Annotated in this window: 23 protein-coding genes; 12 read left to right on the forward strand and 11 right to left on the reverse strand. The window is 68.7% G+C overall.

Annotated features, from left to right (window positions below; all coding sequences use genetic code 11):
• The first annotated feature begins 1 nt into the window (after position 1).
• Genes ACFQ4G_RS08590 through ACFQ4G_RS08610 form a run of 5 tightly spaced genes read left to right on the forward strand, consistent with a single transcriptional unit; the run spans position 2 to position 4328 of the window.
• Complete coding sequence (locus ACFQ4G_RS08590) at positions 2 to 547, forward strand: MSMEG_0567/Sll0786 family nitrogen starvation N-acetyltransferase (RefSeq protein WP_238208847.1); 546 nt, start codon at positions 2 to 4, stop codon at positions 545 to 547.
• A gap of 2 nt (positions 548 to 549) precedes the next feature.
• A complete protein-coding gene (locus ACFQ4G_RS08595; protein WP_238208848.1) occupies positions 550 to 1524 on the forward strand; it encodes a sll0787 family AIR synthase-like protein in 975 nt (324 codons plus the stop codon).
• 5 nt (positions 1525 to 1529) lie between these two features.
• Positions 1530 to 2708 carry an MSMEG_0565 family glycosyltransferase gene (locus ACFQ4G_RS08600; RefSeq protein ID WP_238208849.1) on the forward strand — a complete coding sequence of 393 codons (1179 nt, stop codon included), beginning with the start codon at positions 1530 to 1532 and terminating at the stop codon, positions 2706 to 2708.
• Positions 2701 to 2988: an MSMEG_0570 family nitrogen starvation response protein gene (locus ACFQ4G_RS08605; RefSeq protein WP_238208850.1), complete on the forward strand. Its 288-nt coding sequence runs from the start codon at positions 2701 to 2703 to the stop codon at positions 2986 to 2988. The genes ACFQ4G_RS08600 and ACFQ4G_RS08605 overlap by 8 nt, the downstream gene beginning before the upstream one ends.
• A 56-nt stretch (positions 2989 to 3044) precedes the next feature.
• Complete coding sequence (locus ACFQ4G_RS08610) at positions 3045 to 4328, forward strand: MSMEG_0569 family flavin-dependent oxidoreductase (protein WP_238208851.1); 1284 nt, start codon at positions 3045 to 3047, stop codon at positions 4326 to 4328.
• A gap of 98 nt (positions 4329 to 4426) precedes the next feature.
• On the opposite strand, the gene ACFQ4G_RS08615 is transcribed toward ACFQ4G_RS08610, so the two are convergent.
• From ACFQ4G_RS08615 to ACFQ4G_RS08625, 3 genes are read right to left on the reverse strand one after another with little or no spacing between them, the layout of a single operon-like run.
• Positions 4427 to 6682, reverse strand: coding sequence for a xanthine dehydrogenase family protein molybdopterin-binding subunit (locus ACFQ4G_RS08615; RefSeq protein ID WP_238208852.1), 2256 nt, complete (start codon positions 6680 to 6682; stop codon positions 4427 to 4429).
• Positions 6683 to 6696: 14 nt separating this feature from the next.
• On the reverse strand, positions 6697 to 7710 hold the full coding sequence (locus ACFQ4G_RS08620; protein WP_238208853.1) for an FAD binding domain-containing protein: 1014 nt from the start codon (positions 7708 to 7710) through the stop codon (positions 6697 to 6699).
• Positions 7707 to 8213 carry a (2Fe-2S)-binding protein gene (locus ACFQ4G_RS08625; RefSeq protein WP_238208854.1) on the reverse strand — a complete coding sequence of 169 codons (507 nt, stop codon included), beginning with the start codon at positions 8211 to 8213 and terminating at the stop codon, positions 7707 to 7709. The genes ACFQ4G_RS08620 and ACFQ4G_RS08625 overlap by 4 nt, the downstream gene beginning before the upstream one ends.
• 487 nt (positions 8214 to 8700) lie before the next feature.
• Between ACFQ4G_RS08625 and ACFQ4G_RS08630 the strand changes: the two genes are divergently transcribed.
• From ACFQ4G_RS08630 to ACFQ4G_RS08640, 3 genes are all read left to right on the forward strand, one after another.
• A complete protein-coding gene (locus ACFQ4G_RS08630) occupies positions 8701 to 10092 on the forward strand; it encodes a M20/M25/M40 family metallo-hydrolase (RefSeq protein ID WP_238208855.1) in 1392 nt (463 codons plus the stop codon).
• Positions 10093 to 10219: 127 nt separating this feature from the next.
• Positions 10220 to 11128, forward strand: a complete 909-nt coding sequence (locus ACFQ4G_RS08635; RefSeq protein ID WP_238208856.1) for a LysR family transcriptional regulator — start codon at positions 10220 to 10222, stop codon at positions 11126 to 11128.
• Positions 11129 to 11315: 187 nt separating this feature from the next.
• On the forward strand, positions 11316 to 12071 hold the full coding sequence (locus ACFQ4G_RS08640) for a glucose 1-dehydrogenase (RefSeq protein ID WP_238208857.1): 756 nt from the start codon (positions 11316 to 11318) through the stop codon (positions 12069 to 12071).
• Positions 12072 to 12236: 165 nt separating this feature from the next.
• On the opposite strand, the gene ACFQ4G_RS08645 is transcribed toward ACFQ4G_RS08640, so the two are convergent.
• From ACFQ4G_RS08645 to ACFQ4G_RS08670, 6 genes are all read right to left on the reverse strand, one after another.
• Positions 12237 to 12854 (reverse strand): nucleotide-binding protein, encoded by a 618-nt coding sequence (locus ACFQ4G_RS08645; RefSeq protein ID WP_379040091.1) that lies wholly within the window; start codon positions 12852 to 12854, stop codon positions 12237 to 12239.
• Positions 12855 to 13028: 174 nt separating this feature from the next.
• Positions 13029 to 13436: a DoxX family protein gene (locus tag ACFQ4G_RS08650; protein WP_379040093.1), complete on the reverse strand. Its 408-nt coding sequence runs from the start codon at positions 13434 to 13436 to the stop codon at positions 13029 to 13031.
• Between the two features lie 152 nt (positions 13437 to 13588).
• A complete protein-coding gene (cynS, locus tag ACFQ4G_RS08655; RefSeq protein ID WP_238207514.1) occupies positions 13589 to 14077 on the reverse strand; it encodes a cyanase in 489 nt (162 codons plus the stop codon).
• Positions 14078 to 14154: 77 nt separating this feature from the next.
• Positions 14155 to 15108: an ABC transporter ATP-binding protein gene (locus ACFQ4G_RS08660; RefSeq protein ID WP_238207516.1), complete on the reverse strand. Its 954-nt coding sequence runs from the start codon at positions 15106 to 15108 to the stop codon at positions 14155 to 14157.
• 11 nt (positions 15109 to 15119) lie between these two features.
• On the reverse strand, positions 15120 to 15959 hold the full coding sequence (gene ntrB, locus ACFQ4G_RS08665; protein ID WP_238207518.1) for a nitrate ABC transporter permease: 840 nt from the start codon (positions 15957 to 15959) through the stop codon (positions 15120 to 15122).
• Positions 15960 to 15962: 3 nt separating this feature from the next.
• Entirely contained in the window at positions 15963 to 17324 is a 1362-nt protein-coding gene (locus tag ACFQ4G_RS08670) for a CmpA/NrtA family ABC transporter substrate-binding protein (RefSeq protein ID WP_238207521.1), read from the reverse strand.
• 163 nt (positions 17325 to 17487) lie between these two features.
• Between ACFQ4G_RS08670 and ACFQ4G_RS08675 the strand changes: the two genes are divergently transcribed.
• The gene (locus ACFQ4G_RS08675; RefSeq protein WP_238207523.1) at positions 17488 to 19410 is read left to right on the forward strand and encodes a sigma 54-interacting transcriptional regulator; all 1923 of its coding nucleotides are present in this window, start codon (positions 17488 to 17490) and stop codon (positions 19408 to 19410) included.
• 135 nt (positions 19411 to 19545) lie between these two features.
• Positions 19546 to 20118: a PilZ domain-containing protein gene (locus tag ACFQ4G_RS08680; RefSeq protein WP_238207525.1), complete on the forward strand. Its 573-nt coding sequence runs from the start codon at positions 19546 to 19548 to the stop codon at positions 20116 to 20118.
• Positions 20119 to 20151: 33 nt separating this feature from the next.
• Here the strand turns inward: ACFQ4G_RS08680 and ACFQ4G_RS08685 are convergent, their stop codons facing one another.
• The gene (locus ACFQ4G_RS08685; protein WP_238207527.1) at positions 20152 to 21078 is read right to left on the reverse strand and encodes a LysR family transcriptional regulator; all 927 of its coding nucleotides are present in this window, start codon (positions 21076 to 21078) and stop codon (positions 20152 to 20154) included.
• A gap of 128 nt (positions 21079 to 21206) precedes the next feature.
• On the opposite strand from ACFQ4G_RS08685, the gene ACFQ4G_RS08690 reads away from it, so the two are divergent.
• Positions 21207 to 22139 (forward strand): ring-cleaving dioxygenase, encoded by a 933-nt coding sequence (locus tag ACFQ4G_RS08690; RefSeq protein ID WP_238207530.1) that lies wholly within the window; start codon positions 21207 to 21209, stop codon positions 22137 to 22139.
• 149 nt (positions 22140 to 22288) lie between these two features.
• Positions 22289 to 22918: an alpha/beta hydrolase gene (locus ACFQ4G_RS08695; RefSeq protein ID WP_238207532.1), complete on the forward strand. Its 630-nt coding sequence runs from the start codon at positions 22289 to 22291 to the stop codon at positions 22916 to 22918.
• On the opposite strand, the gene ACFQ4G_RS08700 is transcribed toward ACFQ4G_RS08695, so the two are convergent.
• A complete protein-coding gene (locus ACFQ4G_RS08700) occupies positions 22876 to 24123 on the reverse strand; it encodes a glycosyltransferase family 4 protein (protein ID WP_238207534.1) in 1248 nt (415 codons plus the stop codon). The genes ACFQ4G_RS08695 and ACFQ4G_RS08700 overlap by 43 nt on opposite strands.
• Positions 24124 to 24128 lie beyond the last annotated feature (5 nt).

Here is a 24128-nt window from a genome sequence, read left to right on the forward strand (position 1 = left end):
GATGTTCGAGCCCGTCCCCGCCTATCGATCGAGCCATTTCCGCATCAAGTTCGCCACCGCGTCCTGGGAGCGGGCCGGGACCGCAGCCCTGCGCCGGCAGGTGTTCTGCGCCGAACAGGCGATCTTCGAGGGCGACGACCGTGATCCGATCGACGCGGCGGCGATCCCGATCTGCGCCCTGTCGACGCTGGGCGGCGCACCGGATGCCGTGGTCGGCACCGTGCGCATCCACGAGAGTGCCGATCAGCCCGGCGAATGGTGGGGCTCGCGCCTCGCGGTGGCCCGCGACTACCGCCGGGTCGGGGCTTTGGGCGCCGGCCTGATCCACGTGGCGGTGGCCTCGGCCCATGCGCGGGGCTGCACCCGATTCCTCGCCCATGTGCAGAGCGCCAATGCGGCCCTGTTCCAATCGCTGCACTGGACCAGCCTCGCCGAGATCGACCTGCACGGCCGTCCCCATCACCTGATGCAGGCCGATCTCGCGCATTACCCGCCCCTGGCCGATCCCGAGCGCGGCCTCGTCACCCTCCTGCGGCGGGCGGCCTGACCATGACCCTGCTGCCCTCCCTCGCCGAGATGGCGCATGGCATCCGCAACGGGCGCGGCCTCGCCCACAAGCGCGACATCGACGCGGTGATCGGCCGGCTCGGCCTCGGCGGGCGCGCGGACGCCGTTCCGCTCGGCGACGATTGCGCCGCCATCCCCGACGGCGACGGCTACCTTCTCTTCGCCATCGAAGGGTTCATGGACGGATTCGTCGCCGCCGATCCGTATTTCGCCGGCTTCTGCGGGGTGATGGTCAATGTCAGCGACATCGCCGCCATGGGCGGACGGTCGATCGCGGTGGTCGACGCCCTGTGGAGCCGGGACCAGTCCCATGCCGATCCGGTCCTGACCGGCCTGAGAGCCGGGGCCGAGACCTTCGGCGTGCCGGTGGTCGGGGGACATACCAATACCCGCAGCGAGGGCGAGCATCTGGCCGTCGCCATCCTCGGCCGGGCGAAACGCCTGCTCACCAGCTTCGACGCGATGCCGGGCGACAGCCTCGTGGCGGCGATCGACCTGCGCGGGCGCTTCCGCGATCCGCACCCCTATTGGGACGCCGCCACGGGCGCTCCGGCGGCGCGCCTGCGTGGCGACATCGCGATTCTCGCCGGCATCGCCGAGGACGGTCTCGCCAAGGCCGCCAAGGACATCAGCATGGCCGGCCTCGTCGGCACCGCCCTGATGCTGCTCGAATGCTCCCGCGTCGGCGCGGCGATCCGGCTCGACCGGATTCCGCGCCCCGAGGGGATCGAGGTCGCCCGCTGGCTCACCGCCTTCCCGAGCTTCGGCTACCTCCTCAGCGTCTCTCCAGAGCATGTCCAGCCGGTCTTGCGGCGCTTCACGGATCGCGGAATCGCCGCTGCCGTCATCGGCGGCATCGATGCGAGCCGCGTCGCCACTCTGTCCGACGGGTCGGAGGAGGCCGTGATCTGGGACTTCGCCGCGAGCCCCCTCATCGGCTGCGGGCAAGGGGAATGACGGACATGGCCGGGTCTCTCCGCATCGCGATCCTCGCGCATTCCACCAATCCGCGCGGCGGCGTGGTCCATGCCCTGGCCTTGGGCGAGGCGCTCGCCGCCCTCGGCCACAGGGCCGTGATCCATGCGCCGGACCCTTCGGGAACCGGCTTCTTCCGCAAGGCATCCTGCCCGGTGATCTCGGTGGCCGCGCGACCGGTCTCCGGGTCGACGGTGGACCTTGTCCGCACCCGGATCGAGGATTACCTGCGCCATTTCGCGTCGCCGGCGGCCTGCGATTACGACGTCTTCCATGCCCAGGACGCGATCAGCGGCAACGCCCTCGCCACCCTGACGCGCCGACGCCTGATCCCCGGCTTCGTGCGCACGGTCCATCATGTCGACCTCTTCTCCGATCCGCAGCTCGCCTATTGGCACGATAGGGCGATCTTCGATGCCACCGCGCTCCTCTGCGTCAGCAGCCTGTGGCAGGGCGCCCTCACACGGGATTACGGGCTCGCCGCCCTCAATGTCGGCAACGGCGTCGATACCGGCGCCTTCGGCCCCGAGCCGGGAGAGGGGGACGCCGCCCTGCGGAGCGAGTGGGGCGTCGGCCAGGGCCCGATTTTCCTCAGCATCGGGGGGTTCGAAGAGCGCAAGAACAGCCTCGCCATCATCGAGGCCTTCGCCCGGCTGAGGGACGAGTGGCCGGAGGCGCAGCTCCTCGTCGTCGGCGGCGCCTCGCTCCTCGACCATTCCGGCTATCAGGCCCGCTGCCGGGCGGCCCTCGAGCGGAACGGCCTCGGCCTTGGACCCGGCCGTCCGGTGGTGCAGACGGGGCCGGTGCCTCAGGCCGCGATGCCCGCCCTCTACCGCCTCGCCGACGCCCTGGTCTTCCCCTCCCTCAAGGAGGGGTTCGGCCTCTGCGTGCTGGAGGCGATGGCGAGCGGCACGCCGACCATCGTCTCCGACCGGGCGCCCTTCACCGAATATCTCACCGCCGCGGACACGGTGTTCGTCGATCCGGAGGAGGCGGGATCGATCCTCCACGGGATGCGCGCGGCCCTCCGGCCCTCCACCCGAGGCCGGCTGGCCAAGGCGGGGATCGGCGTCGCCGAGGCGCATTCCTGGCGGGCCTGCGCCGAGAAGCACCGGCCGGCCTACGCGACCCTCGCGGCCCGCAAGCAGGAGATGTCGGATGCCTGAGATGCGCTTCCACGTGCGCTGGCCCGATGGTCTGCGCGAGGCCTGCTACTCGCCCTCCCTCGTCGTCAAGGAGCATCTCGCCATCGGCGAGACCTATGAAGTCGCCGAGTTCGCCGCCCGCAGCCGGACGGCCCTGACCATCGCCAGCGAGCGCGTGGAGGCCCGATACGGCTTCCCCTGCAGCCTCGCCCTGGGACAGCTCGCCCGGATCGAGGCGCGCGCGACGGCGCTCGCCGCCACGCCCGACGCCCGCGTCACGGTGGAAGCCTTCGAGGAGTAGCGGCCCCGATTTCTTTGCCGGGTCACGCTGTGGCCCGAGCCCGGAGGACATCCCGCATGGACCAGAACCCGACGCATCCCGCGCACCATTCGGTCATCGTCGTCGGCGGCGGGCAGGCCGGCCTCTCGATGAGCTACCAGCTCCGCCTACGCGGCATCGACCACATCCTGTTCGAGAAGGACAGCATCGCCCATGCCTGGAAGACCCAGCGCTGGGACAGCTTCTGCCTGGTGACGCCGAACTGGCAGTGCCAATTGCCGGGCTTTCCCTATCCGGGAGGGGAGCCGCACGGTTTCATGCCGAAGGACGAGATCGTCGGCTACATCGAGGCCTATGCGAGGGCGATCGCGGCGCCCGTGGTCGAGGGCGTGGCGGTGACCGCGATCCGGCGTCGGCCCGGCGGCGGATTCATCGTCGCCACGAGCCGTGGCGAGCACACCGCCGATCAGGTGGTGATGGCGATCAGCGGCTATCACGTGCCCTCGATCCCGGCCTTCGCCGCGCGCCTGCCGGGCGACATCAGGCAGATCCATTCCTCCGCCTACCGCAATTCTGGCGGGATGCCTGAGGGCGCGGTGCTGGTGGTGGGCTCTGGCCAGTCCGGCTGCCAGATCGCCGAGGATCTCCACCTGTCGGGCCGCAAGGTCCATCTCGTGGTCGGCTCGGCCCCACGCTGCCCGCGCGTCTATCGCGGCCGCGATGCCGTCGACTGGCTCGCCGAGATGGGTCAGTACGACCTCGCCGTGGAGGACCATCCGCTCAAGGAGGACGTCCGGCGCAAGGCCAACCACTACCTCACCGGACGCGACGGCGGGCGCGACATCGACCTGCGCCGCTTCGCCCTGGAAGGCATGAGCCTGCACGGGCGCCTCGATTCCATCGACGGGCCGGCTTTGCGCTTCGCCGACGATCTGGCGAAGAACCTCGACAATGCGGACGCGGTCTATACCGGCATCCAGGGCGCCATCGACAGGCACATCGCCGCCAAGGGCATCGCAGCCCCCGGACAGGCGCACTATACGCCGCTCTGGGCGCCGGGTCCGCACGAGCCGAGCCTCGACGCCAGGGCGGCCGGCATCGGCAGCGTGATCTGGGCCACGGGCTTTCGCGCCGATTACGGCTTCGTCCACGCCCCCGCCTTCGACGGGCGCGTCCTGCCGATCCACAGACGCGGGGTGACGGCGGTGGAGGGCCTCTACTTCGTCGGCCTGCCCTGGCTGCACACCTGGGGCTCGGGACGCTTCTCGGGCATCGCCCGCGACACGGAATATCTGGCCGAGCGCGTGGCGGAGGTCCGATCGAAGCGCCTTGCCGAGGAGGCGTTGGCGCTGGCGAGTTGAGGACGGATCTGTCACCGGCGTCTCCCAACGACGAAGGCCCGAAGCCACAGAATGGTTCGGGCCTTCGATCTATCGGGTCTGGGACGTCCGCCGCGTGATCAGTCGATGATCTTGTCGATGGTGATCGGCAGGTCGCGGATGCGCTTGCCGGTGGCGTGGAACACCGCGTTGGCGATGGCCGCAGCCGTGCCGACGATGCCGATCTCGCCGAGGCCCTTCACACCCATCGGGTTGGCCTTGTCGTCCTCCTCCACGAAGATCACGTCGATGTCGTGGATGTCGGCATTCACCGGCACGTGATACTCGCCGAAATTGTGGTTCATGAACCGGCCGACCGTGTGGTCGAGCATCGATTCCTCCTCCAGCGCCGAGCCGATCCCCATGACCACGCCGCCGAGGATCTGGCTGCGCGCGGTCTTGAGGTTGATGATCTTGCCCGCTGCGATGGCCGAAACGATCCTGGTGAGCCGGACCTGACCGAGTTCCTCGTCGATCTTCACTTCCGCGAAGACGGCCGAGTGGGTGTAGGAGGCGAACTCCTTCATGTGGCCGGCATCCGGCCCGGCCGACTCGGTCGCCTCGACCTTGTCGACGCCGCCCGCTTTCATGGCGTCCACGAGCGAGACGCTGCGGGACGGGTCGCCCGCCACCTCGATCCGCCCGCCGGTGAAGACGACGCGCTCTAGATCGACATTGGCGAGGGGGGAATCGTCCATGGCGCGGGCCATGGCGAAGACATCCGCGGCGATCTTGCGGCAGGCCTTCATCACCGCCGTGCCGGACGACGCCGCCGTCCAGGAACCACCGGCCACGGGGGCTTCGGCGAGCTGGGTATCGCCGAGCTTCGTCGTCACGTCCTCCATCGGAAGGCCGAGGGCATCGGCCGCGATCTGGGTCAGGATCGTGTAGGTGCCGGTGCCGATATCGCCGGTGGAATTGCCGACGACGAGCTTGCCGTCCGAGGTCAGGGTCGCCTGCGCCGCCGATTTCTGCATCAGCGCTTCCCACACGCCGGTGGCCATGCCCCAGCCGACGAGCTCCTTGCCGTCGCGCATGGAGCGGGGCTCCGGGTTGCGCTCCGACCAGCCGAAGCGCTCCGCGCCCTGCTCGTAGCAGGAGCGCAGGGCCTTCGAGCCGAAGGGCTTGTCCTCGGTCGGGTCCCTGTCGGTGTAGTTCTTGAGACGCACCGCTATCGGGTCCTGGCCGGTGGCGTAGGCCAGTTCGTCCATGGCGATCTCGAGGGCGAACACCCCCGTCACCGCCCCCGGTGCCCGCATGTCGGCGGGGGTGTAGGTGTCGATCTGCGTCAGCTTGTAGTCGAGGGAGACGTTCTCGCAGCCGCCGTAGAGGATGGCCGACCAGTTGACCACGACCTCCTGGTAATCCTCGAACCGCGAGGTGCCCGACAGGGCATCGTGCTTGATCGACTGGAGCTTGCCGCCTTCGTCCGCACCAAGGGAGATCGTCTGGCGCACGTCGGGACGATAGCCGAAGGTGAACATCTGGTCGCGGGTCAGGACCACGCGGACCGAGCGCTCGAGTTCACGTGCCGCCATGACCGCGAGGAAGAGCTGGTATTGCGGCCGGAGACCGAGGCCGAAGCCGCCGCCGAGATACGGATTGAGGACCCGCACCTTGTCCTTGTCCATGCCGAACACGCCGGCGATGTAGCCCTGGCTGTTCGAGACGCCCTGGATCTTGTCGTAGACGGTGATCGCGCCGTCGCCGTCCCACACCACCGTGGAGGCATGCGGCTCCATCGGGTTATGGTGCTCCACGGCGAGGGTGTAGTCGCTGCGCAGCTGGATCGGAGCCGCGGCGAAGGCGCCGTCGGCATCGCCCCAGGGCGCGGGCGGCGGCTTGATGCCGGCTCGCTTCTTCGGCGGCTCGTAGCCGAACGCGCGCTGGCGCTCCACGTCGGTGAGCGGCTCCTCGGCGTCGTAGGCGACCTTCACCAGGGACGCCGCATAGCGGGCGGTACCGAAATCCTCGGCGACGACCAGGGCGACCGGCTGGCCGCTGTAGAGGATCCTGTCGTCGTAGAGGGCGCGGAACGGCGAGCCGGGAGGCGCCACCGCGTCCTGGTAATTGTAGTCGAGCCAGGCCGTGCGCGGACGGTTCTCGTGGGTGAAGACCTTGAGGACGCCGGGCACGGCTTCCGCCGCTGCCGTGTCGATGGCGGTGATGCGGCCCTTGGCGATGCCGCCGGAGACGACATAGCCGTGGGCGAGGTCGATGGCGGTGAACTCGCCGGCGTATTTCGCCTGGCCGGTCACCTTGGCGGGGCCGTCGACGCGGCTCTGTGCGGTGCCGACGAAGCTGTCCGTGCCGGTGGAGGAGATGCTGTTGGCCATGTCTGGACGGGTCCTCAGGCGATGCGCTTGTCGGATTGCGACTGGGGCGTGCCGGCGGCGGCCTGGGTCAGGCCGCGGATGATGGCGCGCCGGGCGAGTTCGACCTTGAAGCCGTTCTCGGATTGCGGCTGGGCTTCACGGACGACGATGTCGGCGGCAGCCTCGAAAGTTTCGCGCGTGGCCGGCTTGCCATTCAGGAACGACTCCGCCTGCGGGTTGCGCCAGGGCTTGTGGGCGACGCCGCCGAGAGCGAAGCGGGCGTCGGTGATCGTCTCGCCGTCCAGCGTCATCACGGCGGCCACCGAGACCAGGGCGAAGGCGTAGGAGAGCCGATCGCGCAGCTTCAGGTAGGTGTGGTGGCCGGTGAAATCCTCGCCGGGCAGATCGACCGACAGGACGATCTCGTCGGCGGCGAGGTTGGTGTCCCGCTGCGGCTCGTCGCCGGGCAGACGATGGAACTCGGCGAAGGGAATGGTCCGCTCGCCGCCCGGCCCGGTGACCCGGATCTTGGCGTCGAGGGCCGCCAGCGCCACGCACATGTCGGAGGGGTGCGTGGCGATGCACTTGTCGCTGGTGCCGAAGATGGCGTGGATGCGGTTGACGCCGCCGATCGCTTGGCAGCCCGTGCCGGGCTCACGCTTGTTGCACGGCATCGCCTCGTCGTAGAAATAGTAGCAGCGGGTGCGCTGAAGCAGGTTGCCGCCGGTGGTGGCGGCGTTGCGCAGCTGGCCCGAGGCGCCGGCCAGGATCGCGCTCGACAGGAGCGGGTAGCGGCTCTTGATCCGCTCGTCATAGGCTACCGTCGCATTGGTCACGAGGGCGCCGATGCTGAGGCCGCCGTCGCGCTCCTCGATCGCTTCGAGGGGCAGGCGGGTGATGTCGACGAGGCGCTCGGGCCGCTCGACATTGTACTTCATGAGGTCGACGAGGTTGGTGCCGCCGGCGATGAAGCGGGCATTGGCGGCCGAGCCGATGGCTCTCACCGCCTCCTCCACCGTGGTCGGGCGGACGTAATCGAAGCGGTTCATCGGGCGGCTCCCGCGTGCATGACGTCTTCGATGGCATCGACGATGTTGGTGTAGGCGCCGCAGCGGCAGATGTTGCCGCTCATGGCCTCGCGGATCTCCTCGCGCGAGGTGGCATGACCTTCCGAGATCATGCCCGCCGCCGAGCAGAGCTGGCCGGGGGTGCAGTATCCGCACTGGAAGGCATCGCGCTCGACGAAGGCGGCCTGGAGCGGGTGCATGGCACCGTCCTTCGCCAATCCCTCGACGGTGACGATGTCGGCGCCGTCCTTCATCACGGCCAGCGCGAGGCAGGAATTGATGCGCTTGCCGTCCACCAGCACCGTGCAGGCGCCGCACTGGCCGTGGTCGCAGCCCTTCTTGGTGCCGGTGAGGTCTAGATCCTCGCGCAGCAGGTCGAGGAGGGTGGTCCAGGGCGCGACCGGAAGTTCGCGGACTTCGCCGTTGATGGTCAGGCTGATGCCGATGGTGGCTGGCGCGCCGGGCGATCCGCTGTCGATGAGCATGGGCGTGTCCTGAACGGTCAGGGGCCGGGCGAGCCGACCGGGTTTCGAGAATGGCTGCGGCCCGAGGGGAAAGAACGTCCACGCCCCGCGCCGGTCACTCGATAACCATTCCAAATTGCGCGTGTTCCCGGGACGGTGATTTCCCACCTCCCGGCACGAGCCGGGATCGGGCGGCACGCTCGAATGGGCGGCCCATCATCACCAAAGGAGAACACCTGTCTTGCCGACCCACGCCGTCGTTCCGGGTCCGCGTAGCGGAGCCCGGAATCCAGAGCCGCGACGCAGGTTCGATACGGCACGGGAGGCGTTTCTGGATTCCGGGCTCGCCTTCGGCGCCCCGGAATGACGGCGTGATGTTCGCGGTTTCGTTCCGAGCAGCATCGAACCGCATCCCAAGCCCCAGACACCTTCCCCAGTCCGCAGTTTGCGCCCGCTCATCCCCTCGGCTAACCCTTCGGCCATCCCCGCTCGCCACGAAGGACCTGCGATGGCCGCCCTCGACCCGGTTCTCAACGATATCGACCGCGACCTCGACAATTCCCTGGAGCGGCTGTTCGACTTCCTGCGAATCCCATCGATCTCCACCGATCCGGCCTATGCCGGCCATTGCCGCGAGGCGGCGCAGTGGCTCGAAGGCAATCTCGCGGCGCTCGGCTTCGAGACCGCCATCCACGAGACCTCGCTGCATCCGGTGGTGCTGGCGCATGCGCCCAAGCCCGGCACGCCGCACGTGCTGTTCTACGGCCATTACGACGTGCAGCCGGTGGACCCGCTGAACCTGTGGGAGACGCCGCCCTTCGAGCCGCGCATCTCCCTCAATGCGAAGGGCGAGAAGCAGATCGTCGCCCGCGGCGCCTCCGACGACAAGGGTCAGGTGATGACCTTCGTCGAGGCCTGCCGCGCCTTCATCGCGATGGAAGGGGAATTGCCCTGCGGCGTCACCCTGCTGATCGAGGGCGCCGAGGAGAACGGCTCGCAAGGGTTGCCCGAATGGGTCGCGGCCAACCGCGAAAAACTCGCCGCCGACATCGTCCTCGTCTGCGACACCAGCATGTGGAACGGCAGCACGCCGGCCATCACCACCTCCCTGCGCGGGCTCGCCTATTTCGAGGTGAAGGTCACCTGCGCCGACCGCGACCTGCATTCGGGCTTCTTCGGCGGGGCGGCGCGCAACCCGATCCACGTCCTGTCCAAGATCATCGCCGACCTGCACGATGCCGACGGCAAGGTCGCCCTGCCGGGCTTCTACGAGGGCGTGCGCGAGCGGCCGGCCGACATCCTCGACCAGTGGCGCGGGCTCGATTTCACGGCGGAGACGTTCCTCGGCCCCATCGGCCTGAAGGAGCCGGCCGGCGAGCGCGGGCGGATGCTGATCGAACTGGTGCAGTCGCGTCCGGCCTGCGACGTCAACGGCATCATCGGCGGCTATACCGGCGAGGGCACCAAGACCGTCATCGCGGGACAGGCCAGCGCCAAGGTCTCGTTCCGTCTGGTGGACGACCAGGACCCGGCCGTGCTGGCCAGGACGTTCGAGGCCTTCGTGCGCGAGCGCATCCCCTCCGACTGCTCCGTGGAGGTGATCTGCTACAAGGGCAGCCGCGCCATCAGCCTGCCCTTCGACATGCCCGAACTCGAGACCGCCCGCACGGCGCTCGCCGAGGAATGGGGCGTTCCCGCCGTCACCATCGGCGCCGGCGGCTCGATCCCCATCGTCGGCGATTTCAAGCGGCTCCTCGATCGCAACACGCTGCTCATCGGCTTCGGCCTCGACGACGACCGCATCCATTCCCCCAACGAGAAGTACGATCTCAGGAGCTTCCACAAGGGCACCCGCTCCTGGGCGCGCATCCTGGCGGCCTTCGGGGCGAAGGGCGCGTAGGGAGGCGCCGTCGCGCGCCTCAGATTCCCGACCCCGGCTTCGGCGTCGATCGGGACGCGGCATCGATCGGTGATGAGCGGCGTTCACGCTGGTTGCGCGGACGCCGCAGCACCGTCACAACGGTATCGTGCAGCTCAGCCGTGCCGACCTCGCCGATCTCGGATATTTTCTCGCGATCGCGAAGCATCGCAGCTTCCGGCGTGCCGGCCTCGACCTCGGCATCAGCGCCTCGGCGCTGAGCCATGCCCTGAAGGGGCTGGAGACGCGGCTCGGCGTCCGCCTCGTCAATCGCACGAACAGGAGCGTCACGCTCACCGCCGCCGGCGAGGAGCTCTTCGCGTCCATCGACGCGCCGTTCGCGGCGATCGGCCTCGCGGTCGAGGCCCTGAACCGCCATCGCGGCGAGCCGGCGGGCCGGGTCCGCCTCAACGTGTCGGAGCATGCGAGCGTGCTCCTGCTCGCCCCGATCCTCCCGACCTTCCTCGAGCGCTATCCGGACGTCGCGATCGACATCCGCGTGTCGAACCACTTGCTGGACGTGGTCGAGGCGGGCGCCGATGCGGGCATCCGCTACGGCGACACGGTGCCGGAGGACATGATCGCCCAGCGCCTGTCCGCCGACATCCGCTGGGTGGTGGTGGGCGCGCCCGGCTATCTGAAGCGCTTCGGCATGCCGACGCATCCCCGCGACCTCCTCGCCCATCGCTGCCTGCGCATCCGGCTCGGCAACGACCACATCTACCATTGGGAATTCGAGAAGGACGGAGAGCCCCTGGCGCTCGACGTGCCCGGGGCGTTGACGCTCGACAGTACCGAGCTCGCGGTCACCCTCGCCACGGAGGGGGTGGGGCTCGCCTACCTCCCGGAACCCTGCGTGGCGGGGCCGGTCCGCAGGGGCGATCTGCGCCTCGTCCTCGAGGATTGGTCGCCCTCCGGCGCGGGCTTCTCCCTGTATTATCCGGGTCGCCGCCAACTCCCGACCGGCCTTCGGCTGTTGATCGCGCTCATCCGCGAGATGCGCCCGCTCGGCCTTTAGCCGGCGCCGTGAGGGTCGGAACGATGAGCTGCGCTCATCGTTCCGGTGAGGCGGCCGCGGGTCGCGCAACCTCCCGAAGCCTCCTACGTCCGGACCGACGATCACGGCCGCTTCCCCGACATCGAAGGATCCTTCGATCTCCGTCGGTGCGAGGCCGGCTCCCATCCGATTCCAGAGAGGTCATTCCATGTCCCGACCCGACCGCTTCACCGGCAAGGCCGCCTTCGTCACCGGAGCCGCCAGCGGCATCGGGCGCGCCACCGCCGTCGCCTTCGCCCGCGAAGGCGCCCGCGTCGCCATCCTCGACCTGAGCGTGGACGCGCTGCGGCCGACCACCGATGCGATCCGGGCTTTGGGCGGCGAGGTGCTGGTCCTCGCCTGCGACGTCTCGGTGCCGGAGCAGGTCGAAGCGGCGGTCGCGTCCACCGTCGCGGCGTTCGGCCGGCTCGACATGGCGTTCAACAATGCCGGCGTCGAGAACAAGGCGGCGCCCCTCGCCGAGATCGGGCTCGACGAATGGGACCGTATCCTCGACATCAACCTGCGCGGGACCTTCCTGTGCATGAAGCACGAGATCGCGCAGATGCTGCGCCAGGGCGGGGGCGTCGTGGTGAACACCTCCTCGGGCGCTGGCATCCGGGGAGTGGCCGGCGGCGCGAGCTATGCCGCCTCGAAGCACGCCATCATCGGCCTCACCAAATCCGCCGCCCTCGATTACGCGACCTCGAACATCCGGGTGAACGCCGTCCTGCCCGGCAATATCGAGACGCCGATGATGGACCGCTTCACGGGAGGCGACATCCAGAAGGCCATCGACCTGGAGCCGGTCGGTCGGCTGGGCAGGCCGGAGGAGATCGCGGAAGCCGTTCTGTGGATGAGTTCCGATCTCGGTGCGTTCGTGACCGGCGCGGCGATCTCGGTCGATGGCGGCTGGTCGCTCTGAGCAGGTTTCGCAAAAGTGGTCACCGGTTTTGCGTCGGTGACCTGCGACACATCAAGGAGCTAAACAGGCACGCGTTGGCACGCCAGCGCGTGCCTGTTTAGGCGCCGATCTTCCACCGGAAGCGATGACGGACGGGCAATCCCGCTCGGACGCCGGCCCCTCGGATCACGCGCTCATCTTCGTGGCGATCCAGTCCCACAGCGCGCGGATTTCGCCGGCGGCCTGTCCCAGGGGCGCGTATTCGGTGACGCCGAGGCCCGCCGCGACCGCGTCCTGATGGTCGACGCGCTGGACGATGCCCGGTTCGGCCAGCACGCCGAGGGCGCGGAGCTGGGCTGCGTAGGCCTCCGTCCGCGCGGAGGGCGGGGGCGGGCACTGATTGAGGACGAGGGCCAGCCGGCTTCGCATGCCGAGGCCGACGAGGGTCTGCAGGGTCGGCCGGGCGGCCACGAGATCGAGCCGGGACGGTCTCACCGGCACCAGGACGAGGTCGGCGGCGCTCAGGGCCGGGGTCGCGCCGGTGGCGGTGCCGGCGGTATCGACGAGGGCGATCGTCGCCCCGCTCTCGGAGGCGCCGTCGAGGATTTCGGGCAATTGCCCGATTTCCCAGGCCTGGATGCGGTCGACGACGATCCCGTTCTTCCGGCGCAGGGCACCCCAGCCCGCGAGGGAGCCCTGTGGATCGAGGTCGAAGGCGACGACGCTTTCGCCGGTTTCCGCCGCCGCGACCGCGAGCGAGGCCGCCAGCGTCGTCTTGCCGGTGCCGCCCTTCTGCACAGCCACGGCGACGACGCGTATCCGCCGGCCAGGGGCGGATCTGCTGGCGGTCACGCCGGACCGCCGGGCGATCTCGAGTGGCGAGCAGGCTTCATGCGGGGCGTCTCCATCGCTCTCACGGGCCGCGATCCTCCGCCATGTCCGGCGGAGGATCGCGGCCCGATGTCGGCGCGCCGGGCCTCAGAACCGTCCGCGGCGCTGCGTGTCGAGGCTCCACGGGCCTGCGCCCGCAGCGGCGAGGTAGAGGAAGACGAAGCAGAACAGGATGGCCGCGTCGCCGCCGTTGAGGGCCGGGAACGGGCTCTTCGGCGCATGGGCGATGAAATAGGCGAAGGCCATCTGGCCGGAGAGGATGAACGCCACCGGCCTCGTGAACAGGCCGAGGATGATCAGGATGCCGCCGACGAATTCGAGGATCGCGGCGAACCAGATCAGGGTGAACAGGGCCGGGGCTCCGCCGCCGCCCATGCGGACGGGGAAGCCGAACAGCTTCTGCGTGCCGTGTTCGAGGAACAGCACGCCCGCGACGATGCGCAGGACGCTGAGGAGGCGGGGGGCCCAGCTGGACGAGATCGCGTTGAGGTTCATGCGGTGACAGACTCCGAGGGGAGGGCCGTGCGTGCGGCCAAGCCTCCGCAATCAGCACGAAACCCCGTCCGCCGTCGACTCGCCGCGCGTGAGAAAAGTCACCGCGGCATCGTTTCGGCCGCGGTGTCGCTGCAGTCTAGAACGCTTTAGATCTACGGTTCCTTGAAGCCATACTCGGGAACGCCATCCTCGTTGCCGTAATACTTATACGGCAAAAACTTGCCGGAGAGGTTCATCTTCACCCGGTCGCCCTTGTTGTTGGGCTCGCGCTCCATGGTCATGTTGAAGTCGATAGCCGACATGATACCGTCGCCGAATTCCTCCTGGATCAGCTCTTTCCAAGTCGTTCCGTAGACCATCACCAGCTCGTAGAAGCGGTAGATCAGCGGGTCGGTGGGCGGCATCTGCGCGATCGAGCCGCGATAGGGCGCCTCGTTGAGCATCCGCTCCTCGGCCTCGGTCAGGCCGAACAGGTCCGCGGCCTTCTTCGCCTGGGCCTTCGGCAGCTTCATCTGGCCCATGCAGGCGGCGGTGATGAGGATCGGCGAGATGCCGCCGATCTCGTCCTGGATGTGCTTCCAGGTCCAGCCCTTCTCGCGCTTGATGTCGAGGAGCTTCTCGGTGAGGTCTTCGCGCTTCATGGATCGGTCTCCTGTCGAGGGTGGGAATGGGCTGCGGCGCTCCGCGTCGCCGTGCCGGGAGGAGTTTGGCCGGGCGGTCAGGCGATGGCCGCCGCATCCGGCTCGTTCGGGGCCGGCCGCACCACGGGCGGGTGGCGCTGGTCGTAGCCGGCGGGCATGGCGTCCCGCAGGGTCTTCGAGCGGGTGACGAGGAAGTCCATGAGGTGGTTGCGCAGGGCGTAATAGCCCGGCGCGTGGTGGAGCTGTGCCCGGTCGCGGGCCTTCGGCAGCGGGTTCTCGACGATCTCGGCGACCTTGGCCTGGGGCCCGTTCGTCATCAGCACGATGCGGTCGGCGAGGTAGATCGACTCGTCCACGTCGTGGGTGATCATGAAGACGGTCTGGCCGGTCTCGATGCAGATGCGGCGGACCTCGTCCTGCAGGGTGCCGCGGGTCAGCGCGTCGAGGGCCGAGAACGGCTCGTCCATGAGCAGGATCTTCGGCTCGATGGCCAGCGCCCGCGCGATGCCGACGCGCTGCTTCATGCCGCCCGAGAGTTCGGACGGCCGCTTGTGCTCCGATCCGGCGAGCCCCACCGTGGCGATGGCCTTGCGGGCACGCTCCTCCACCTCGGCGCGGGACGCCTTGCGCCAGCGCGAGGAGACCGCGTAGGCGACGTTGCCGAGCACGGTCCGCCACGGCAGCAGGGCATGGCCCTGGAAGATCACCGCCCGGTCGAGGCTGGTGCCCTCGATCGCCTGCCCGTCGACGATGACGACGCCCTCGCTCGGCGCCTCGAGGCCGGCCAGGATGTTGAGGACGGTGGTCTTGCCGCAACCGGAATGGCCGATCATGCAGACGAATTCGCCGCGGCGCATCGGCAGCCACAGATTCTCGAACACGGTGGCCTGCTTGCCGCCGGGCGCCGGATAGCGCCGGGCGATCCCCTCGATGGAGATGAACTTTTCGGAGGACGACATACGGCTTGTCCCGGCGGCGGGGTCGGGAGCGGCACTGGCGGAGCGCCGCACGAAGGGGAGGAGCTTGCTCATCGGCCGGCGCCTCACTCGGGGAAGGTGACGAGGCGCTGCGCCCGGGCGAGCAGCTGGTCGAGGATCATGCCGACGAGGCCGATCACCAGGATCGAGACGATCACGTTGGTGATCGAGAGGTTGTTCCACTCGTTCCAGACGAAGTAGCCGATGCCGGTACCCCCCACGAGCATCTCGGCCGCCACGATGACGAGCCAGGCGATGCCGACGGAGATGCGCATTCCCGTGAGGATCGTCGGGGCGGCGGCCGGCAGGATCACCGTGAAGGCGCGGCGGATCGGGCCGACCTCCAGGGTCCGGGCGACGTTGAGCCATTCCTTCCGGGTGCCGGCGACGCCGAAGGCGGTGTTGATCAGCATCGGCCAGAGCGAGCAGATGAAGATCACGAAGATCGCCGACAGGCTCGAATCCTTGATCGTGTAGAGGGCGAGCGGCATCCAGGCCAAGGGCGAGACCGGCTTCAGGAGCTGGATGAACGGATCGAGCGCCCTGCTCATCAGGGGCGACATGCCGATGAGGAAGCCGATCGGGATGGCCACCAGGACCGCCAGTCCGTAGCCGAGCGCCACGCGGCCGATGGAATAGGCGAGCTGGATGCCGAGGCCCTTGTCGTTGGAGCCGCGATCGTAGAACGGGTCCTTCAGGTGCTTCCAGGCGGTGGCGGCGACGTCGAGGGGGCCGGGCATCGCCGACTTGCCGGTGGTGGCGCTGGCGCCCATCAGGGCGGCGTATTCGGGGTCCATCGCCTCGGTCTTGGCGATCCCGCTCACCGCGATCTGCCAGGTGAGCAGGAGGGCGGCGAGGAGGGCGAGGGAGACGATACCGGCCCTGAGCGAGAGCGAGGCGCGCATGGCTCAGCCCGCCCGCTTGATGGCGAAGGAGTTCAGGTATTCCTCGGGTTTCGTCGGATCGAAGACCTTGCCCATCACCGAGAAGGACTTCGAGGTCGCGGTCGGCGGGGTGAGGCCGGCCTCCTTCATCAGCCGCGCGGCGTCGGTGGCGAGATAGACCTTCTCGGCCACCGTCTTGTAGTCGACATCGCCCTTGATCTGACCCCAGCGCTTCATCTGCGTCATGATCCAGACCGCGAAGGACGACCACGGGAAGGCGTCGAAATCGACGCGGTCGGGCACCTTGCGGACGTTGCCGAGGCCGTCGGCGAAGGTCCCGGTGAGGACCTGCTCCACCACCGTGACCGGCTGGTTGAGATAGTTCGCCGGAGCGATCTGCGCGGCGATCTCCTTGCGGTTCTCGATCTTCGAGGCATAGGCCGTCGCCTCGATCACGGCGCGCAGCAGGGCGGCGTAGGTGTTCGGCGTCTGGGTGACGAAATCCTGCGAGGCCGCGAAGGCGCAGCACGGATGCCGGTCCCAGATCTCCTTCGACAGGATGTGGATGAAGCCGACGCCGTCATAGACCGCGCGCTGGTTCACCGGATCGGGCGCCAGGAAGCCGTCGATATTGTCGGCCCGCAGGTTGGCGACCATCTCGGGCGGCGGCACGGCGCGGATCTGCACGTCGGTATCGGGATCGATCCCGGCCTCGGCGAGGTAGTAGCGCAGCAGGTAATTGTGCATCGAATAGTCGAACGGGACCGCGAGCTTGAAGCCCTTCCAGTCCTTCGGGTCGCGCCGGTCCTTGTGCTTCATCGCCAGGGTGATCGCCTGGCCGTTGACGTTCTCCACCGCCGGCATCGTGTAGGGGACGGGGTTTGATCCGACGCCGAGCGAGATCGCGATGGGCATCGGCGCCAGCATGTGGGCGGCGTCGTATTCCTTGTTCAGGGTCTTGTCGCGGATCACCGCCCAGCCCGCGGTCTTCACCACCTCCACGTTGAGGCCCTGCTTCTCGTAGAAGCCCATGGGCTTGGCCATGATGATCGGCGTGGCGCAGGTGATCGGGATGAAGCCGACCTTCAGGTCGGTCTTCTCGGGCTTGGCGCCCTGCGCGAAGGCCTCGGCCGCGAATTTCGTCGGGAAGAACTGGCTCACGGCGGCGAGCGCCGTGGCGGCGCCGACGCTCTTCAGGAAGGCGCGGCGCTGCGCATCTTCCGGGAACAGGGCCCGCATGACCGCGCTCTCGACGGCACGCGCGATCCGGGCGTCTCCCGTCGGTGCGGCCGCATCGTGCTCGGCCTGGCTGTGATGGGCGCCGCATGAGCAGCCGCCGCGCTTCAATGTCAGCCTGGCATTGAACGGATCGTCGAAGAGCGCCATGTCGCGAGCCCCTGATTCTGAGATGCTTCCTGATTGGCAAGCGGCATGCCAGCCGTAGAAATCCGCAATCATCTCGATGATTCAATGGCTTGGCGAGATATGGCTAATTACGACATTTCGTAGATCACGGAATATCGTCATTCATGCTACGAGATGTCGTGACATGACCGAGCCTGCTTCGCCCGCTGCCCTGGGCTCACCCTACGGCCCCGCCTTCGACCGTGCGGCGGAGGCGATGCTGGTGCTCGATCCGGTGGCCGATGCGATCCGCGATGCCAACCCGGCGGCGGCGCGGCTTCTCGGTTACGATCTCGACGCGCTGCGGAGCATGCGGGCGAGCGCCCTGCATCCCGACCAGCTCCCGACCCTGATCGTGTTCACCCAGGCCGTGCAGGCACGCGGCCGGGACTGGACGCATGCTCTGTCGCCACGGCATGCGGAGGGGCACGGCCTCGACGTGGAGTGCAGCGGCACCCTGCTTTCGGGCGAGCCGCCGCTCCTCCTCGTCAGCCTGTTCGATCTCGACGAGCGCCGCCGCCGCCTCGTGGACACAGAGGCCGATGCGCATATGCGCGCCGGGTTGAGCGAGTGGCAGCGGATGGAGCGGATCTTTCGCGATATCGAGCGCGAGAACCAGCTCATCCTGCGCGCGGCCGGGGAGGGGATCTACGGCGTCAATGCCGACGGTATCACCACCTTCATCAACCCGGCGGCGGAGCGCATGCTGGGCTGGCAGGCGTCCGATCTCGTCGGGCGGGACATGCATTCCACCGTCCATCACAGCCATCCGGACGGATGCCATTACCCGCATCAGGATTGCCCGATCTACGCCGCCTTCCGCGACGGCGCGGTGCATCAGGTCGATACCGAGGTGTTCTGGCGGCGGGACGGCACGCCGATCTTCGTGGAATACACCTCGACCCCGATCCGCGACCGGGGCCGTCTCCTCGGCGCGGTAATCGTGTTCCGCGACATCAGCCAGCGGCGGGAGGCCGACGAGCGCCTGCGGCAAGCCCTCGCGGAGGTCGATTCCCTGCGCGAGCGCCTGGAACTCGAGAACGCGTATCTCCGCGAGGAAATCCGCGAGGGCGGCCACCACCAGGGCATCATCGGCCGCTCGCCGGCCATCGAGGCGACCCTCCGGCAGGTCGACCTCGTCGCCGGCACCAACGCCACCGTGCTGGTCACCGGAGAATCCGGGACCGGCAAGGAATTGATCGCCCGCGCCATCCACGAGGCCAGCCGCCGCCGCGACCGGCCGCTGATCCGGGTGAACTGCGCGGCCATCCCGCGCGAATTGTTCGAGAGCGAGTTCTTCGGCCATGCGAGGGGCTCCTTCACCGGCGCCCTTCGCGACCGGGTCGGGCGTTTCGAGCTCGCCGATGGCGGCACCCTGTTCCTCGACGAGGTCGGCGAGATTCCCCTCGATCTGCAGGGCAAGCTCCTGCGCGTCCTTCAGGAACGGCAATTCGAGCGGATCGGCGAGGAGCGCACCCGCATCGTCGACGTCCGGCTCGTCGCCGCCACCAACCGGGACCTCAAGGCCGAGGTGAAACGCGGCCGCTTCCGCGAAGACCTCTACTTCCGCCTCAACGTCTTCCCCATCGCCGCCGTGCCCCTGCGCGAGCGGCCTGAGGACATCCCCCTCATCGCCCAGCATTTCGTCCGCAATGTCGCGCGGCGCCTCAACGTGCCGGACCTGCGCCTCACCGAGGGCGATGTCCGCCGGCTCGTACGCTACGACTGGCCCGGCAACGTCCGCGAGCTCGAGAACATCATCGAGCGAGCCGCCATCCTGGCCGTGCGCGGGCGGATGCGGTTCGACCTGCCCGAGGCCGAGGGCACCGGCCCCGTCGATCCGCGCCGGGCCCAGAACGCACCGTCCTCCGAGGCCGCGCCCGCGACGGAGGCCGAACGCAGGGCGCGCGATCGGGCCGATATCGCCGCCGCCCTCGCCCTCAGCAACGGTCGCGTGTTCGGAGCCGGGGGGGCCGCCGAACTCCTCGGCGTGAAGCCGACGACGCTCGCATCCCGCATCAAGGCGCACGGTCTGGGCGGCACCGGACGGGCGCGCGGACAGGCCTGATCCGGCCCCGGAAGACTCCCCTCCATCCGTGCATTCGGTAGATGGCAGGAAGATATTCAATCGAATTGTCTCGATCATGAAAGCTCGAATTGAAGGAGCGCCGTCCTAGGGATGCTCAACAGGCGAAGGAACGCGATGAATCAGAGGCGGTCGGAACGGTACAAGATCATCCTGCCGGCTCTGTGCTGGAGCAGACATCGTCCTGATTTCTACGCGGTGACCGACGACCTCTCCACGGATGGTATTCGTTTCAAGTCGTCGACGATCCCGTCGGTCGACGAGTCGCTCACCTGTAGCATCCGGCATGCCGGGTCCCTGGAGGCCGTCGTCGTGAGGAATGCGGTCGATTCCTTCGCCGTCCGCGTTCTCAGGGCCGATCATCCCCTCGGCCTCGTGGTGCAGAGCCTCGTCAGCCTCGCCAAGGCCCAGAATCCGCCGCCGATGGCGACGCGCATCCATCGGCGGATCGTGCCGGACAAGCAGCACGTGCTGGTGACCACCGAAGCCGGATCGATGCTGCCCGGGCGCCTCATCGACATTTCGGCCTCCGGTGCGGCGATCTCCATGGAGGAGCCGCTCGACGTCGGCACGCTGATCACCATCGGCCGGACCAGGGCCAAGGTCGCGCGCCGGTTCGACAACGGGATCGGCGCCGCTTTCCTCGCGCCGTTCCATCACGACGCGATCGGTCCGGACGTCGTCCTCTGACGGCGTCCGGGACCTCGCCGGACTGTCCCGGCCTCACGCCGCGGGCGATGCGCCGTTCGACCACGGCGCCGCGGCGAACCGGCTGGCCAGATACGCGATGAGCGCCAGCACGCGGGCGGGACGGGGATCGCCGGGCGGCGTGACCAGATGCAGGGCGATTGGCGGCAGGTCCCAGTCCTGCAGCACCCGTTCGAGCCGTCCGGCCCGAAGGTCCTCCCAGACCACGAAATCCGGTTGCACGGCGAGGCCGAGCCCGGCGCGGAGGGAGGGCGCCAGGGCATCGGCATTGTTGGCCCGCAGGGGCCCCTTCGGCACGACCACGGCCTCTTCTCCGTCGCGGCTGGTGAAGGTCCAGCGGTCCGGGCTCGGCAGGTAGGCGTAGCCGAGACAGGCATGATGGCCGAGGTCGCGCGGATGGTCCGGGCGGCCATGCCGGTCGAGATAATCCGGCGAGGCGACGAGGGCGCGGTTCACTAGGCACAGGCGCCGTGCCCGCAGCGACGAATCCGCGAGCGCGGCGATGCGCAGGCCGATGTCGAAGCCGCCTCCGACGAGATCGACCAGGGCGTCACTCAGGTGAAGATCCACCGAGACCTCCGGATAGAGGCCGAGGAAGTCCGGAAGGATCGGGGCGACGTGGAGGATGCCGAAGGACATCGGCGCCGCCAGCCTCACCACGCCGCGCGGAACCGATGACGAGGCCTTGGCCAGCGCCTCCGCCGCTTCCCCCTCGGCGAGGATGCGCATGGCCCCCTCCCGCGCCGAATGGCCCATCTCCGTCAGGGCGATCTTGCGCGACGTCCGATGGAACAGGCGTCCGCCGATGCGGGATTCGAGGCGGGTGATCGCCTTCGAGACCGTGGCCTTCGACAGGCCGAGTTCGGTCGCCGTGCGTCCGAACGATCCCGTCTCGGCGACCTTGGCGAAGATCGCCCAGGCTTCGAAATCCGGCAGTTTCATTGATGTGTTTCCAGAAACGATAGGTTTCCATCGTTTCTGTTTTCATGGGCCATGCCAAGCCCCAGATTGTCTCCATCACGAAGCGACGCGCTACCATCCACCGGCGGGCGCGCCCGGGAGACAGGATCATGTCCGACAACGGCCTTCACCACGTCACCGCCTATGCCGGCGACATCCAGCGCAACCTCGATTTCTACCGGCGCGTCCTCGGCCTGCGCCTGGTGAAGAAGACCGTCAATTTCGACGATCCCTCCACCCATCACCTGTATTACGGCGACGAGGCCGGTCGCCCCGGCACGATCCTGACCTTCTTCCCCATCCCGCATGCGGCGCGGGGACGGATCGGCATCGGCGAGACCCAGGAGACCGCGTTCCGCGTCCCCCGCGCCTCGATCGGATGGTGGACGCATCGGTTGATCGAGAAGGGCGTCGATCACGATGCGCTGGTCCAGGTCTTCGGCGAGCCGACCCTGCGTCTGCGCGATCCCGACGGGATGCCGCTCGCCCTCGTCGGAATCGATGACGCATCCGATGCGGCGGCGAGCTGGATCAGGGGCGACGTTCCGGCCGAGTACGCCATCCGCGGTTTCCACGGGGTCACTCTCCTCCTCGGCGAGGCGGAGCCGACCGCGCGGATCCTCACCGATGTGTTCGGCTTCTCCGAGGCCGGGCGCGAAGGGACCATGATCCGCTACGGCAACGGAGGTGAGTTGGGTGGGTTCGTCACCCTCAGGGCGGTGGGCGAGTTCCTGCGCGGCCGGCCCGGTGCCGGCTCGGTCCACCACATCGCCTTCCGGGCGAAGGACGATGCCGAGCAGGCCTCCATGGTGTCGGCGCTCACCGGCAGCCACGGGGTCCAGGTGACCGAGCAGCGCGACCGCGCCTATTTCCGCTCGGTCTACTTCCGTGAGCCCGGCGGCGTGCTGTTCGAGATCGCCACGGACATCCCGGGCTTCGCCGTCGACGAGCCGGCCGATGCCCTGGGCGAGGCGCTCAAGCTGCCGGCCTTCCTCGAACCGCATCGTGCGCGGATCGAGGAGGTCCTTCCCGCCATCACCTGACGAAGCCGCCCCTTCTCAAGGAGGGGCGGTTCCCAACCCGATCCCTGCGGGGCTGCCCTCTCCAGGGAGGGGCGGTTCCCACCCGATCCCTGCGGGGGGCTGCCCTCTCCAGGGAGAGGCGGCTCCCACCCGATCCTCGCGAGGCCGTCATGATCAAGCTCTCCTTCACCCACCGTTTCGAGCCCGCGACCGTGCCAGGCTCCCGTCCGCTCCTGCTGCTCCACGGCACCGGCGGCGACGAGAACGACCTGCTGCCGCTGGGCAGGGCGGTGGCGCCGGGAGCGGCGCTGCTCTCCCCGCGCGGGCCGGTCCTCGAGAACGGCATGCCGCGGTTTTTCCGGCGCCTCGCCGAGGGCGTCTTCGACGAGGCCGATCTCCGGCGCCGGGCGCAGGATCTGGCCGCCTTCGTCGCGGAGGCGCGCGAGACCTATGGGATCGCCGCACCGGTCGCGCTCGGCTTCTCGAACGGCGCCAACATCGCCGCGGCGCTGCTCCTGCTCCATCCGGGCGTGCTCGCCGGCGCGGCTCTGCTGCGGCCGATGATGCCCCTCGCCGAGCCTCCCGTGGCGGACCTCGCGGGGACGCCCGTCCTGATGCTGTCGGGCGTGGCCGACCCGATCGTGCCGGCGGAGAATGCCGCGCGCCTCGCGACCACCCTCGGTCGGGCGGGGGCGGATGTCGCCCACGACATCCTGCCGGCCGGGCACGGATTGAGCCAGGCCGACGTCGCGGCGGTTCAGGCGTGGATGGCCCGGACGCTCGCGGGTCGGGGCGCGTAGGCGAGGCTGCGGCGATAGACGTCCTCGATGCCGTCGAGATGGCGGTCGAGGGTCAGTGGGTCGGTCCAGAATAGGTCGTAGGCGGCATCCGACATGCGGCGCGCTTCTCCGTCATCGGCGAGCCGAGTGAGGGCGGCGGCGAGGGAATCCGGTTTGCCGGAGGCGAACCAGAGCCCGTTGACGCCGTCCTCCACCGCCTCGCGCCCGGCGCAGATGTCGCTGACGATCACGGGCGTGCCCGCCGCCAGGGATTCGAGCACCGTGAGGGGCTGGCCCTCGTACCAGACCGAGGGAAACACCAGGGCGCGGGCCGAGCGCATCAGTGCCTTGACCTCGTCCGGGTTCTTCCAGCCGAGGAAGCGGGCTTCCGGGTAATCGGCCTCCAGCCGCGCCCGCTGCGGCCCGTCACCGACGAAGACGACGTTCGCGCCGGCGATGCGGGCGGCCTCGGCGAAGACGTTGGCGCCTTTTTCCGGCGAAATCCGACCGACGAAGACGATGTCGCCGAGCCGGCCCTCCGTCTTGCGGCCCAGAGGTTCGGCATCGACAGGGTTCGAGACCTCGTAATAGCGCGTCCGCTTCGGCAGGTAGGGCGCGATCACGGTCTTCTGCAGCCGGCTGATGGTGATGACGGTGGCCACGCTGCCGATCATGCCGGTATATCGCATCAGGGCATGGCGACCGACCCGCATGAGCTTGCGGGTGTAGCTGCGCGAATCGCAATTATGGGCGATGCAGGCGGGCGAGAGCGGGGTCCGGTGGCAGGCGGCCGAGACCGGATAATCGTAGAACCCGCCATTGGGGCAGGCGAGGTAGTATTCGTGCATGGTGAACACCACCGGCACCTTCGTCGCCCTCAGCACCGGCCCGACCGAGGGCGAAAGCGCCTTGGCCCAGCCATGGACATGGACCACGCTGTCGCCCGGATCGTAGCCGGCGAGCAGGGCTTCGAGGCGGATCGCCGCCGGACGGTTCCAGAGCCATTGCACGCCGAAACTGGCGAGCGACGTCGTGAGCGCCACGTCCGTCTGGCCGAGCACGATCACCTCGATCCCGGCCGCTTCCATCCGGGGATCCGCCGGGCCGACGGCGGAGAAGAACACGATCCGGTTGCCGCGCGCGGCGAGGCCGAGGGCGCTCTCGATGGCGACCTTCGCCTGGCCGCCGTTGATGAAGGAATGATCGGCGACGATGATGACGTTCATGGCCG

Origin of the sequence: Methylobacterium marchantiae (assembly GCF_042679825.1) — a bacterium.
In the GTDB taxonomy this organism is placed as follows: Bacteria; Pseudomonadota; Alphaproteobacteria; order Rhizobiales; family Beijerinckiaceae; genus Methylobacterium; species Methylobacterium marchantiae.